At 64.8% G+C, this 12,821-nt stretch carries 15 protein-coding genes; 6 read left to right on the forward strand and 9 right to left on the reverse strand.

Going from position 1 to position 12,821, the window contains the following annotated elements:
* Nucleotides 1-3 precede the first annotated feature (3 nt).
* The 4 genes from ACI8UR_RS01920 to ACI8UR_RS01935 all read right to left on the reverse strand — a co-directional run bounded on the left by ACI8UR_RS01920 (nucleotide 4) and on the right by ACI8UR_RS01935 (nucleotide 3,856).
* Nucleotides 4-1,281, reverse strand: coding sequence for a Tat pathway signal protein (locus ACI8UR_RS01920; RefSeq protein ID WP_411714045.1), 1,278 nt, complete (start codon nucleotides 1,279-1,281; stop codon nucleotides 4-6).
* A gap of 64 nt (nucleotides 1,282-1,345) precedes the next feature.
* Nucleotides 1,346-2,155 carry a DUF7001 family protein gene (locus tag ACI8UR_RS01925; RefSeq protein WP_411714044.1) on the reverse strand — a complete coding sequence of 270 codons (810 nt, stop codon included), beginning with the start codon at nucleotides 2,153-2,155 and terminating at the stop codon, nucleotides 1,346-1,348.
* Nucleotides 2,156-2,374: 219 nt separating this feature from the next.
* A complete protein-coding gene (locus ACI8UR_RS01930) occupies nucleotides 2,375-3,304 on the reverse strand; it encodes a sulfide-dependent adenosine diphosphate thiazole synthase (protein WP_411714043.1) in 930 nt (309 codons plus the stop codon).
* Between the two features lie 69 nt (nucleotides 3,305-3,373).
* The gene (locus tag ACI8UR_RS01935) at nucleotides 3,374-3,856 is read right to left on the reverse strand and encodes a metal-dependent hydrolase (protein WP_411714042.1); all 483 of its coding nucleotides are present in this window, start codon (nucleotides 3,854-3,856) and stop codon (nucleotides 3,374-3,376) included.
* An 84-nt stretch (nucleotides 3,857-3,940) separates the two neighbouring features.
* Between ACI8UR_RS01935 and ACI8UR_RS01940 the strand changes: the two genes are divergently transcribed.
* Nucleotides 3,941-4,252 carry a DUF5789 family protein gene (locus ACI8UR_RS01940; RefSeq protein WP_411714041.1) on the forward strand — a complete coding sequence of 104 codons (312 nt, stop codon included), beginning with the start codon at nucleotides 3,941-3,943 and terminating at the stop codon, nucleotides 4,250-4,252.
* Here ACI8UR_RS01940 and ACI8UR_RS01945 read toward each other — a convergent pair whose 3' ends face one another.
* The 4 genes from ACI8UR_RS01945 to ACI8UR_RS01960 form a co-directional block, all read right to left on the reverse strand.
* Nucleotides 4,253-5,686: an HPP family protein gene (locus ACI8UR_RS01945; RefSeq protein WP_411714040.1), complete on the reverse strand. Its 1,434-nt coding sequence runs from the start codon at nucleotides 5,684-5,686 to the stop codon at nucleotides 4,253-4,255.
* 66 nt (nucleotides 5,687-5,752) lie between these two features.
* Entirely contained in the window at nucleotides 5,753-5,896 is a 144-nt protein-coding gene (locus ACI8UR_RS01950) for a hypothetical protein (protein ID WP_411714039.1), read from the reverse strand.
* Nucleotides 5,897-5,921: 25 nt separating this feature from the next.
* The gene (gene nreA / locus ACI8UR_RS01955) at nucleotides 5,922-7,229 is read right to left on the reverse strand and encodes a DNA repair protein NreA (protein WP_411714038.1); all 1,308 of its coding nucleotides are present in this window, start codon (nucleotides 7,227-7,229) and stop codon (nucleotides 5,922-5,924) included.
* 45 nt (nucleotides 7,230-7,274) lie between these two features.
* On the reverse strand, nucleotides 7,275-8,243 hold the full coding sequence (locus tag ACI8UR_RS01960; RefSeq protein ID WP_411714037.1) for a transcription initiation factor IIB: 969 nt from the start codon (nucleotides 8,241-8,243) through the stop codon (nucleotides 7,275-7,277).
* Nucleotides 8,244-8,403: 160 nt separating this feature from the next.
* Between ACI8UR_RS01960 and rnhA the strand changes: the two genes are divergently transcribed.
* Nucleotides 8,404-8,994: a ribonuclease HI gene (rnhA, locus tag ACI8UR_RS01965; RefSeq protein ID WP_411714036.1), complete on the forward strand. Its 591-nt coding sequence runs from the start codon at nucleotides 8,404-8,406 to the stop codon at nucleotides 8,992-8,994.
* On the forward strand, nucleotides 8,987-9,544 hold the full coding sequence (locus ACI8UR_RS01970) for a rnhA operon protein (protein ID WP_411714035.1): 558 nt from the start codon (nucleotides 8,987-8,989) through the stop codon (nucleotides 9,542-9,544). Before rnhA ends, ACI8UR_RS01970 begins: the two co-directional genes overlap by 8 nt.
* Nucleotides 9,545-9,548: 4 nt before the next feature.
* Here ACI8UR_RS01970 and ACI8UR_RS01975 read toward each other — a convergent pair whose 3' ends face one another.
* Entirely contained in the window at nucleotides 9,549-9,908 is a 360-nt protein-coding gene (locus tag ACI8UR_RS01975; protein ID WP_411714034.1) for a PadR family transcriptional regulator, read from the reverse strand.
* 194 nt (nucleotides 9,909-10,102) lie between these two features.
* Between ACI8UR_RS01975 and ACI8UR_RS01980 the strand changes: the two genes are divergently transcribed.
* The 3 genes from ACI8UR_RS01980 (at nucleotide 10,103) to ACI8UR_RS01990 (ending at nucleotide 12,820) form a co-directional block, all read left to right on the forward strand.
* Complete coding sequence (locus tag ACI8UR_RS01980) at nucleotides 10,103-10,636, forward strand: inorganic diphosphatase (RefSeq protein ID WP_411714033.1); 534 nt, start codon at nucleotides 10,103-10,105, stop codon at nucleotides 10,634-10,636.
* A gap of 414 nt (nucleotides 10,637-11,050) precedes the next feature.
* Nucleotides 11,051-12,394, forward strand: coding sequence for an alkaline phosphatase family protein (locus ACI8UR_RS01985; protein WP_411714032.1), 1,344 nt, complete (start codon nucleotides 11,051-11,053; stop codon nucleotides 12,392-12,394).
* Between the two features lie 60 nt (nucleotides 12,395-12,454).
* Nucleotides 12,455-12,820, forward strand: coding sequence for a hypothetical protein (locus ACI8UR_RS01990; RefSeq protein WP_411714031.1), 366 nt, complete (start codon nucleotides 12,455-12,457; stop codon nucleotides 12,818-12,820).
* Nucleotide 12,821 lies beyond the last annotated feature (1 nt).

A 12,821-nucleotide genomic window follows, 5' to 3' on the forward strand; every position in this document is an offset into this window, starting at 1 on the left:
CCTCTACGCCCCGCCGGTCGGCGTGGGCAGCGCCCGCAACTCCCGCGTCGGCACGAGGAAATTGCCGCGGTTCTTCACGAAGATGTACCGGAGGATGCCGTTGTTGACGCGCTGGCGAATCGCGGGCGTCTCCTCGACGACATCGGCCGCGTTCATCGCCTCACGGACGGCTTCGAACGACGAAATCTCCGTCTGGAGGCTCGGGAAATGGAGGCTCGCGATGTTCTCGTCGGTCGATTCGACGTGCCGGCGAACCAGCTTGGGGTTGCCCGACTCGTCGCGGTTCGCACGCGCCATCTTCTGGGCGTGGCCGATGGCGCCGTTGTCGCGCGCCTGCTCGACCAGTTGCTCGAGTTCCTCGGGGACGACACCGCTGTTGCTGCCGACGTTGTCGCCGACACCCTCGATATCGTCGGCGAGATGGGTGCTGAACAGTTTCTTCACCATCTCGTCGTGGTCGTTGTCCTCGTACCAGCGGTCGAGACGCTGTTGGAGTTTCGCGACGTGTTTCGTCGTGCCGCCGGCGAACGGCCCCGACTCGATCTCGATTGCCTCCTCGGTCGCCTGATTGCCGACGAAGCCGGCGTTGAACCCCATGAACAGTTTCGACGCTTCGGGCACGTCGGCGTCGTCCGGAATGCCATCGACCTCGTCCTGCCGTGCGGCGGGCATGCCGCGCCCGATGAAGCCCGTCCGTCGGTCGTCAACCGTGCCGGGGAACGACACCGCATCGATGCCGTTTGCCTCCGCTTTGTCGCCGAACAGCGCTTGTTCGGCTTCGAGCACCACGTCAGCGCGGTCGGAGGCGAGATGGAGCAACGCGTCCTGCGTGTCGAAGGTGGGGTTCTCGAAGTTCGACAACGCCCGCGGTTCGGGGAGGTCGACGCCCTCTGGCGGGGCGCCGTAGCGGTCGAAGTACGCCGGCGTGTAGCCGATAGAATGGATAAGGCCAGCCGGCGACCGCTCGTAGGCGCGGTCGAGCATCGACAGAGCTTCTCCCACCTGCGTCCGGTCGTCATCGGTCGGTTCGCCGTCGGCATCGAGCGTGACGTAGAGGAACGTCTGATGTCTCGGGAGGGCGTGGTTGCCGTGGTCGTCCGTTTCGAGCACGTCGTTCCAGGCGTGCTGGCGGGGTTCCAGTTGCGACGGGTCGTCGACGCCCTTCGGGACAGGGTCGGAGTCAGCAGAAAGGTCGAGACACGCCGACAGTGCGCTTGCACCGCCGGTCGCGACGGCGGCCTTCAGCAGCCGACGCCGCGTTGGCGTGTACCGGCGAGTCATTACACCTCTTTGTGCCCCTGCGGGCATGGTGGTTTTGGTTCAACTGACGAACAAGCGGGAACCGTCACTCGTAGCGGGCGGCGTGTTCCGCACAGAACGGCGGGTCGCGCAGTTGCGCCTCGACGAGTGCCGGCTGTCGGTGGGCGTCGTACAGCCGGCACTCGGGGTTCTCGCAAAACGCCTCGCCAGTCTCGAGGTAGTGATACGCGGCAAGGACGTACCCCTTCAGCGCCTCGGTCGTTCGGGGGTCGCCATCGACGAGGAAATCGCCGTCGACCTGCTCTTCGAGCACTTCACGCGGCGGCGCGTCGCCGGCCAGAAGCGCGTGCTGCTGTTTGGTCTTGTAGTAGGACTCGGGCTTCGCTGGCGCCTCGTAGAGACCGGGCACGCTCACGACCGCGGGCTGGCCAAGGACAGACACGCGTTTGTGCCAGCGAGCGTCGTGGTCGCCCCACGTCCCAACGACGCGGTCGAGAAGCGGGACGTGCAAGTGGTCGAGCGGCGTTTCAAGACGCTCACGGAGTGCGTCCTGTACTGCGAGCCCGTCGTAGATGACGCCGCCGGCTCGTTCGGGATGCTCCAGGGCGCGCTCTTCGTAACGTCGGATACCCAACATAGGGCCATCGCTCCGCGATGTCCCTTGCCCCGCGCTCGCTCCGCTCCCGCGGGACATCGTGTTGCCCGTCTCGCGTTCGTACGGCGAGGTGACACGCGCCTCCGCGAACGCTTCGGCGAGCGATTCGTCAGCGAGCTCTCCCAGCAGGCGGTCGTCGACGGCAACTGCACAGTCGATGCGCTTGCGGAGCCACTCGGCGATAGCGTCCGCGTCGACTTCGGTCGTCGGGGCGCGATAGAGGGTTATTCCGTCGGGCATAGCGAGTTCGAAGTATCCGGTGTAGCATCCGCGAGCGCTTCGCGCTCGTGGTTCCCGGCGACGAGACGGCGGAGCCGTCGAGTCGCCGTAGCGAGAGCCGACTAACGCGCCCGGAGGGCGCGGCTGGAGGCTCTCGCGCATATTTCCCCCAAGTTTTTGCCGAGAACCGGTATCGAGCGCTTCGCGCTCGATCCGCGTTCTCGTGCAAAAAGTGGGTGTTCAGTCGTCGGCGGGCTCCGCACGCGTCGTCATCTCGACGTCCGGTGCGTCGACCTCGAGCTCGTCGAGGGCGACCTGGGCGGCGCGCTTGCCCGACAGGAGCATCGCGCCGAAGGTCGGCCCCATGCGCGGGAGGCCGTACGTCGTCGCCGTGGCCATGCCGGTGACGATGAGGCCGTCGTGGGCGAGGCCGGTGTGTTCGACGACGGCGTCCTCGCTTTGGCCGACCCACATGGAGTCGTGGCCGGGCGAGTCGTGGCCGGGGGCACCATAGGAATCGTCGCCGGTATTGTCCATCCCTGTGTTGTTCTCCTCGGCGTGCTCGATGCCGGGGGCGTTGAGAACGCCGCGTTCCTGGAGTTTCGAGACGGCGACGGCGTCGTGACCAGTGGCGTCGATGACGAGGTCGGCCTCGACGGCGATGGGGTCGACGCAGGTGATCTCACGCGGCAGCGCGTGGACGGGCGTCCAGTTCATGACGATGCCGCCGACGCGGTGGTCTTCGCGGATGACGATGTCGGTGAACTCCGTCATGTTCTGCATCTTCGCGCCGGCGTCGCAGGCGGCCTTGATGAGGCCCGAACAGGCCTCCGGGCCGTTGGCGACGTACAACCCCTCCGAATCCTGGGACTGCTTGTAATCGACGTCGAGTTCGTCGAGTACCTGCTCTGCGGGGTCGCGCACGGTTACCTTGTTCATCAGGAAGCCGCCGAGCCAGAAGCCGCCGCCGAGGTAGTTGTTCTTCTCGACGACCATCGTCTTCACGCCGCGCTCGGAGAGCTCTTTGGCGGCCATCAGCCCTGAGGGGCCGCCACCGACGATGATGACGTCCGAGTCGGAGAAGTTCATGAACTCCTCGGTCCACTCCTGCCCGATGGCGCGCGTTACCTCCGCCTCGCCGACGTCGCTGAACTTGTCGAATCCAGTCATACCACCAAGTAGTATCACCCGCGAATACTAAGCCGTTGTGGTCGGCGAGAGCACGAACATCGAGCGGCGCTACGGGAGTACGACCGCGACAGTCTGGCTCGCCAGCGCGGCGACCGTCCCCGCGAGGAAGAACGCGGCGTTGGCTCGTGGATTCGCCGCCAGGGTGAGCTCGAAGCTGTGGTGGAACGACGAAGCGGGCGCGAACGGCCGAATCCCCATCGGCGTGATGCTGTCGGCGAGCAGATGCGAAGAGAGCGATATCGCAGCTGCGCCGCCGACGGTTGTGCCGAACGCGACGGGGCGGGCGAGGACGAGGCCCGCGAGCGTGCCCGAAAGCGCCGCAAGCAGCGCGACGCCGATGACGAACCAGACGGTGTGTGTCGGGCCGCGGTGCTCGATTGTGAGATGTTCGTCCGCGTCGGGCAGCGTCGACAGCGCGGCGGCGACGGCGAAGCCGACCAGTGCGAGCGTCGGGTCGCCGCCTGCGGTCAGAACGGCACCGACGGGCGCATACAGCAGGAGCGCCGCGCCAAAATGACCCACACGGTGCATACGCTCCGTTTCGCCCCGACGGCCATCAATCCCTCGCGGACGGGGTTCGTAAGGATTACCACGGGATGCCGCAAACACCGGTGTATGAGCGACAACGGCGACGAGGAAGCCGAGGCCGAGGCGGAGGAAGCCGAGCCAGCCGTCCCGCTCGGCGAGGGCGCCCCAGTCGAGGGCGCACCGCTGGCACGGGTAGCTTCCCGACTGCATTACGCCATCGAGAAGAGCGAAATCGAGCGCCGCGAGGGCGATACGACCATCCGAACGCCGGACGGCCCGCGAGAACTGGGCGATGTCCTCGCGGAGACCGACGAGGTCTACTTCGACACCCGGCAGTCCTTCGAGGACGCCGTTCGCGAGGTCATCGGCACCGGCACGATTCCGACCGCCGACGAGTAACTATCGCCGGTCGACGATGGCGATGTCGGTGTCCAGATTCTGAAGCCGCTCGAACGTGGGCGGCGAAATCAGTCGTGAGGCCCGGCTTCGGTCGCGGCTCGCGCCGATGATGACGAGGTCGTTCGTGCGCGCGATGCGCCGCAGGAACCGCTCGACCGAGGCGTTCGCGACGTGCGTTTCGATTCTGCCTTCGGCGGTCTCGACGAGGTTCGCGAGCATCCGGTCGCCCGCGCGGCGCCGCTTTTCGGAGTCGATGCAGTGGGCGACGCTCACGCGGCCGGTCGCACCCGCGATGCGGTGGGCGAAATCGATCATCGCGTGGGCAGTATCGCTGGGGCTTCTGACCGGCACGGCGATGCGTTGCCAGTCGGTCTGGCCCGTCTCGGATCTGTGGACGAGCACGTCGAGATCCGATTTCAGGAGCGTGCCGATGAACGGCGTTATCTCCCCGTCTTCGGTCTCGTAGGGCGCGGCGATCAAATCACAGTTGGTCTCGACCGCGGTCTGTTGCACCGTCCGGGCGGCCGACTGGCCCCGGGTCGCGACGACGACCTGACAGGGAACGTCGAGCGTCCCCTCGACCGTCCCGGCCAGCTCCTCGAGGCCGGAAACGGTCGCCGTGAGTTCCGGGTCGGCCTCCTCGTCAGTATCGTCCGGTGCCGCCTCCGGCGTCGTTTCCGCGTCCGCCTCCGCGTCGTCCTCCTCGACGACGTCGAGAAGCACGACCTTGCCGGCGTCGTGAGCGGCCGCAAGCCGGCCGGCGAGCATCGCCGTGGCCCGCGGATGGTCACCCCGGATCGGCACGAGCACGTGGTCGTCGCCCTTCGTCGACTGGTAGAGATACTCCGCGCGCTGTTCGTACAGCAAGTCGTGCCAGACCGTGAAGACGCCAGCGACGATGCTCGAGGCGATGAAGACGCTGAGGACGAACGGCACCTGCTGGCTTGGATCGACGAGGAGGCCGAGCAACGCCATCGAGAAGGCTGCGGCCTCCTCGATATCCAGAAGCCACGTGACGGCGCCGGTGAGCAAGACCGCGAAGGCGGCGCCCGGCGCATCCACCTCGATGGCTGACGGCGGAAGGGTCGGATAGACGACGTGTATCGCGACCTGCATCGCGATGACCGCACAGAGAGCGCCGGCGGTCAGTCCCGTGACGAACCGGACGGGTGAGGCGTACTCGCTTTCGGGGTTCGCGAACATCGCGTACGTCCCCGCGGCCAGCGGCGGGAAGACGAAAAAGGAGAGATACACCAGCCGGTTCGACAGGTAGGTCAAAAGGGCGACCAGGAACGGCACGAACAACAGAATCGAGACGTGGATGAGCGTGTTCGTCTCCTCCAGGCGCCTCCGGCCCGTCCGGAGCAGGCGACGGCCGAGCTGGCCGACCCGTCGCAGGCGGCCACTCGCCCGCTCGCGCAACCGATTCAGCATGTACGTCGACTCCGTGAGTGGCGACTTAAACTTACGGCGGCGGCCGGCGGTTCGGGTTCGGTCACGTTACCCCAGAAACCGCTCGAAGACGCCTCGCTCGTCGAGCGCCTTATAGAGGTACAGACACGGGAAAGCCAGAAAGAGGATGGACAACAGCGCGACGAAAAGCGCCGGGCCCGAAAGCAGGTCGGCGGCGTAGAGGGGGAGCATACTCGAGTGGTGCGCCGAGCCGGCCTTAACGGCTTCGAGAACTGCCGCCATCGACGCCTCCGGTGGCGCCGCCGCCGAACGCCGAGAGGTCGGCCTGGATGCCGGCGGCCATCGTCGATTTTCGCCGGAGGTCGGCCATCGAAACGGGGAGCTGCGGCACTAGGTGTCGGACGGCGTCGTGGAACGTCTCCGCGACCGCCGGCTCGCCGTCGAAGGCGTTCCGAATCGACTCGCGAATCTGCCAGACGCCGACCGGCGCCCAGTACTCGTTCGTGGCGTGCCGAATCACGAATACTTTCGCCTGTCGATCGCGCTCGGCCAACTCCTCTAAGACGCCGAGTCGGGAGGCGTAGTAGGCGCCCGAGGTCTCATCGACGTAGCTCGTCCGACCCTCGTAGCCCTCGCTGTCGGCAGCCATGTACAGCTGGCCGTTCGGGTCGGGATTCCAGATGGAGCCCGGCGCCTTGAGTTCGAGGAGTTCGAACTCCCACTCGCCGGGCGTCGCGATGACCCAGTAGTCGTTGCCGATGTAGCTGTTGTGCCACACGAACGTCTGGTCGATGCGTGGGGCGTTCCGAATCGTCCCCCGGAGATACGTTCCGAGCGTGTCATCGACGGCCGTAATCGACCACCGTGTCGGGACGAGCCGCCTGTTTTCGCCCTGTCCGAGCGCGCCGACAGAAAGGACGTTGTTGATGTCGTAGACATCGAAACCGCGGCGGTAGAGATACGTCATCGCGCCCTCGGCGCGCCAATCATCGTCAGAGAGCGTCTTCTCGATCGCACGCGGGACGTGAGGGTTCTCAGTCACCTGGGCGCTGCGTGCGTTCGCCCGGGGGCCGCGCGGGGCGGCGATGTCTTCGAGCGACCCATCGAGGTCGAACCCCGGCGAGTCGTTTAGGCCGAGTTCGATATCGACCGGGCGGTCGGCGATGGCGACCTCACGTTGGGTGCCGACGAAGCCGTCCCAGACGTCGTTGACGTCGACGTTCGCGCTCCGCGTGGAGTTGAGCAGGCCCGTCCGCCGCTGGAAAACGTCGTCGATGCTGTACCCCTGCTGGTACCACTCGCCGGTGGTGACGTACGACTCGGCGTCGGCCTCGTCGCCGACGGGTGCCAGCAATCCGGCCGAGACGTTGGGGTACGACGGCCGCCCGACGAAAACAGAGGGGGCCGTCGAGCCGACCATCGTATCGCCCGAGAGCGTCTCGTCGAAGCGCGTCCGGGCGTCGTCGAGGTGGTCGGTGATGGCGTAGGATTTCTCCTCGGCGAGCTTTCGCAACTCGACCGACTCGTCACGGTCGAGGTCGTCGACGTACTCGTCGAGGCGCATGCCGGTCGTTATGCGGGGACGGATAAAGGCTGTTCGGGGGCGGCGCTACGAGTGGATGCCCATCGCTTCGATCTGCTCTTGATAGCGGTTGCGGATGGTGACCTCGGTCACCTGCGCGACGTCGGCGACTTCACGCTGGGTTTTCTTCTCGTTGCAGAGCAGTGAGGCAGCGTAGATGGCTGCGGCCGCGTAGCCGGTGGGCGATTTCCCCGACAGCAGACCCTTCTCCGCAGTCGTTTCAATTATCTCGTTGGCTTTCGTCTGTACCTCCTCGCTCAACGCCAGTTCCGAGCAGAAACGGGGGACGTACTTCTTGGGGTCGACCGGCTCCATCTCGAGGCCGAGTTCCTGGGAGATGTAGCGGTAGGTGCGGCCGATCTCCTTGCGCTCGACACGGGAGACCTCGCTAATCTCCTCGAGCGAGCGGGGGATGCCCTCTTTGCGGCAGGCGGCATAGAGGGCAGCGGTCGAGACGCCCTCGATGGAGCGGCCACGGATGAGGTCGTCGTCGAGGGCGCGCCGGTAGATGACCGAGGCGACCTCGCGCACGGAGCGGGGGACGCCGAGCGCCGAGGCCATGCGGTCGGTTTCCGAAAGCGCAAACTGGAGGTTGCGTTCGCCGGCGTCTTTGGTTCGGATGCGCTCTTGCCATTTGCGGAGGCGATGCATCTGTGAGCGTTTCTTCGAGGAGATAGAGCGGCCGTAGGCGTCCTTGTCCTTCCAGTCGATGGTGGTTGTCAGCCCCTTGTCGTGCATCGTCTGGGTCGTCGGCGCGCCGACGCGGGATTTTTCCTGCCGTTCGGAATGGTTGAACGCCCGCCATTCCGGGCCGGGGTCGATGTGGTCTTCCTCGACGACGAGCCCACAGTCGTCACAGATCAGGTCACCCCTGTCGGCATCCTTAACGATATTGTCCGACTCACACTCCGGACAGACCGTCTCTGCCTCCTGTCCGGATGTCGTCTCGCCCTCGTCTTGCCGTTCGCGCTCCCGTTGGCGGGTGGGCCGTGTCATCGCATTTTTATACTGATTCGAGCGAGTCACTTAAACTCTCCCCAACACATTGTAAATTCTGACACGAACCGCCCGCAGGCGACGGGGTCGGTTTACCAGAACACCGTCTTCTGGATAGATACCGGAAGGGATAAAAATCGGAAGGAATGAGCGACGGACGATGCCCGTCATCGAATGTGACCCCGAGAACGCACGCGAGCGGCTGGAAGCCGCGGGAATCGACGTCGAGGCGGGCAATACCGAACACGAGCGATGGCGGGCCTCGCACGCGGGCGCGACTGCGGTCGCATACGATGACAAGGTCGTCATCCAGGGCGGCGAGCCGGCACGGCTCGTCGGCCTCCTGCAGGAGGGGGGTGGGCGCGCACACGTCTACTTCGATGGGGCCTGCCGCGGCAACCCAGGGCCGGGCGCCGTCGGGTGGGTCATCGTCACGAGCGACGGCATCGCGGCGGAGGGCTCGGAGCGCATCGGCCGCGTGACCAACAACCAGGCCGAGTACGAGGCGTTGGTTCGGGCGCTCGAAGCCGCCGTCGACTACGGTTTCGACGAACTCATCATCAAGGGTGATTCCGAACTCATCATCAAGCAGGTGCGCGGCGAGTGGGACACGAACGACCCGACGCTGCGCGAAAAGCGGGTTCGCGTTCGGGAGCTCCTCCAGCGGTTCGACGAGTGGTCTATCGACCACGTTCCGAGGGAGATAAACAGCCGCGCGGACGAACTAGCCAACGAGGCATTCGATGGCTGAAATCGACGACTCTACCGACACGCTGCCCGAGAACGTCGCCGAGCGTGCCGACCGGCTCACCCGGCTGGCACGCGACGCCGTAGACGAAAACGAGCGGGACGCCTACCTCGAAGAGCGGGCCGAACTGTTGGCCGAACACGGTTTCGCTGCCCGCCTCCGCGAGGACGACACCAGCGAAACGCTCGTGCTCCACCCCGAGGAGTGGCTCGAAGACGGCGTCGTCCAGATCGAGCGCATCGACGACACCGACCGTGCCGTCGAGCGGTCGCTCTCCGGCGTCGGCGACGCGGCGGATTGGGACGCGATCGAAGCGCACAATCGCGCGATCGCCGAGCGCGTCCGTGAGGAACACGGCGAGGCACACGGCGAGACGGCCCACGACTTCGCGGATTTCATGAGCAATCACTACGCCAAACGCATCGAAGCGGCGACGCCGGCCGAAAAGCGGGAGTTCCGCACGGAGTATTTCCCGCGGAACGCGTGGCCGACGGACGAACAGCTCGAGGTCGTCGAGCAGTCGCTCAGACTAATCGAAAACGCCGCTGAATAGCGGGTTAGTTCGCGTCGTCGACGAGGCCGCGGATGCGCTCTGCGCGCTCGTCGTCGGTGATGACCTTCGAGAACGTCCAGGAAAGCTGGTCGAGAACGGCGTCGAGTCCTTCTTCGGTGAGACCGTACTCGTTGGTTCGTTTGTCGAGTTCGCTCTTCTCGACGAGGCCCATCTCGACGAGGTCATCGAGGTTCGGATAGAGTCGACCGTGGTTGACCTCGCTGTCGTAGTAGGTCTCGAGCTCCCGCTTGATGGCGAGACCATAGCGGGCATCCTCTGCAAGGATGGTGAGAACGTTCTGCTGGAACGCCGTGAGGTCTTTTGCGACTCCCGGTTCGACGGTTGTTGTCTGCGCCTCTGACATATCAACCAACATGTCTGGAACGTACTTAACATTTATCAAACATCTATGGCTGTGCCGGTAAATCGACGCGAATGGCCCTGATATCCCGGATACCGGGCTTTTCTGCCGTCTCTCGGAGTTCTGATATAGCCGGGAGCGAGGCGGAACGGCCGCATGTCGAAAACTCTTTGCGGCCTAAGAGCGCACCCGCGAGCATGGCAAATCTCTGGGAAGACCTCGAGACGGGCCCGAACGCGCCCGAAGAGATCTACGCCGTCGTTGAGTGTCTGAAAGGCGAACGCAACAAATACGAGTACGACAAGGACATCCCGGGTGTCGTCCTCGACCGCGTCCTGCACTCGAACGTCCATTACCCCGCAGACTACGGCTTCATCCCGCAGTCGTACTACGACGACGAAGACCCCTTCGACGTCCTCGTGCTCGTCGAAGACCAGACGTTCCCCGGCTGCATCATCGAGGCCCGCCCCATCGCCCTCATGAAGATGGACGACGACGGCGAACAGGACGACAAGGTCATCGCGGTGCCGACCGAAGATCCCCGCTTCGACCACCTCGAAGACCTCGACGACATCCCACAGCAGACCATCGACGAGATCGACGAGTTCTTCTCGACGTACAAGAACCTCGAGGAGGGCAAGGAAGTCGAGACGCTCGGCTGGGAGGACAAACAGGCAGCGATGGACGCCATCGAACACGCCCAAGACCTTTACGAAGAGCACTTCGGCTAACGGCGAACTTCTGCGTTCTCTCGACCGCCCAGATGCATCGCTCGGCAGGGATCGAGATTCGCTCAACACATATGCTACGCGGTGAGATACCCAGTAGTAATCATGTATCGGCGCGCCGCTTGCTGTCGGTTTCTGGCCCATAATACCCGATAAGCATACCGAGTATTACGCCGATACATTATGCGTATGGAACGATACTTGATGGTAGAGCCGGAAGGGGTGTGTATGAGCGCCGAACAACGAGAGCCGCTTGGCATGCAGCATCTGACCGTCGTGCCGGAGAACTTCGAGCCGCCGGCCGAGGGCGAGGAATCCGACGACAGCTGACGTTGCCAGTTTTGCCGCTTTCGTGGAGCGGCGCCGCTTTTGGCAGTAGAAACGAACGTTCTTGTATCCACCTACCCAGGCAACGATATGGGATTGTTCGACCGGCTTCGCGGCGGCGAAGGGCCGCGAGTCGCCTTCTTCGGTATCGACGGCGTCCCGCACTCGCTGGTCGCCGAGAACGAAGAGACGTTTCCGAACCTCAACGCGATCGCCGACGAGGGCGCTGGCGGCGCTATCGACTCCATCGTCCCGCCCGAATCGAGCGCGTGTTGGCCGGCACTGACGACCGGCGTCAACCCCGGTGAGACCGGCGTCTACGGCTTCCAAGACCGCGAGGTCGGCAGCTACGACACGTACGTCCCGATGGGGCGTGACGTCCAGGCCACGCGCGTGTGGTCTCGTGTGACCGACGCCGGCCGCAACGCGACGGTGATGAACGTGCCCGTCACGTTCCCACCGGACAGGGACATCCAGCGGATGGTCAGCGGCTTCCTCTCGCCCGGCGTCGAGAAGGCCGCCTACCCCGACGAACTGCGGGACACGCTCGAAGGCCTCGATTACAAAATCGACGTCAACGCCAAACTCGGCCACGACGAGGACAAAGAGGAGTTCATCGAGGACGCCCACCGCACCCTCGACGCCCGCTTCGACGCGTTCAAACAGTACATCGAGCAGGACGACTGGGATCTGTTCTTCGGCGTCTTCATGACGACCGACCGGGTCAACCACTTCCTGTTCAAACACTACACACAGGACGGCGAGTACAAAGCGGAGTTCCTGGCCTTCTACGAGAAGGTCGACCAGTATCTCGGCGAACTGCGCGAGATGCTCGACGAGGAGACGACGATGGTCGTCGCCTCCGACCACGGCTTCACGCAACTCGACCACGAGGTCAAATGCAACGTCTGGCTCGAAGAGAACGGCTGGCTCTCCTACGAGGACGACGACCACGACAGCCTCGGCGACATCTCCGACGACACCGAGGCCTACTCACTCATCCCCGGTCGCTTCTATATCAACCTCGAGGGCCGAGAGCCGCGTGGTTCCGTCCCCGAAGACGAGTACGAGGCGGTACGGAGCGAGCTCAAGGCCGAACTGGAGGAGCTGGAAGGCCCCGACGGCCGGAAGGTCGCCGACCGCGTCGTGACCAAGGAGAAGGCCTTCCGTGGCGACCACGACGACATCGCACCCGACCTCGTCGTCATCCCGAACCACGGCTTCGACCTGAAGTCGGGGTTCAAGGGCGGCGACGACGTGTTCACCGTCGGCCCCCGAAACGGCATGCACAGCTTCGACAACGCCTGTCTGTTCATCGACGACGAGACCGCGAAGATTCAGGACGCCGACCTCTACGACATCGCGCCGACGCTTCTGGAGTTGGTTGACCTCGAAATCGACCGCAGCGACTTCGACGGCGCCTCGCTGGTGTAGGGCTGTCTCGGCACCACCACGGCCGAACATTTTTGAACGATTCCGGGGGCACACTCCCCCATGTCTCGAAACGACGCCGATTCGAGCCACGACCGCGATTCGGTCGAGCGCAGACTGGCCGCCGTCGAGCGGGCGCTCACCGAAAACGAGGACATCGACCGAACGACCAGGCTCGACGACCTCGATGAGCGCGTCACCGAACTCGAAGCGGCCGTGCAGGCGCTCCGTGGCTACGTCGGCTCCGTTCGCGCCGTCAACGACGACATCGAGCATCGGGCCGACCTCGCGCTTCGGAAGGCAGCAGCCCTCGAACGGCACGTCGGCGCAGTTCCCGAGACGCTCGAGCATGAGGGTGACGGCGACACCCGGGGAACACAGACCGAAACGGATGATGACGGCGGCGTACTCGCAGCACTTCGCCGCTAAC

This window comes from Natronomonas sp. (assembly GCF_047616845.1).
In the GTDB taxonomy this organism is placed as follows: Archaea; Halobacteriota; Halobacteria; order Halobacteriales; family Haloarculaceae; genus Natronomonas.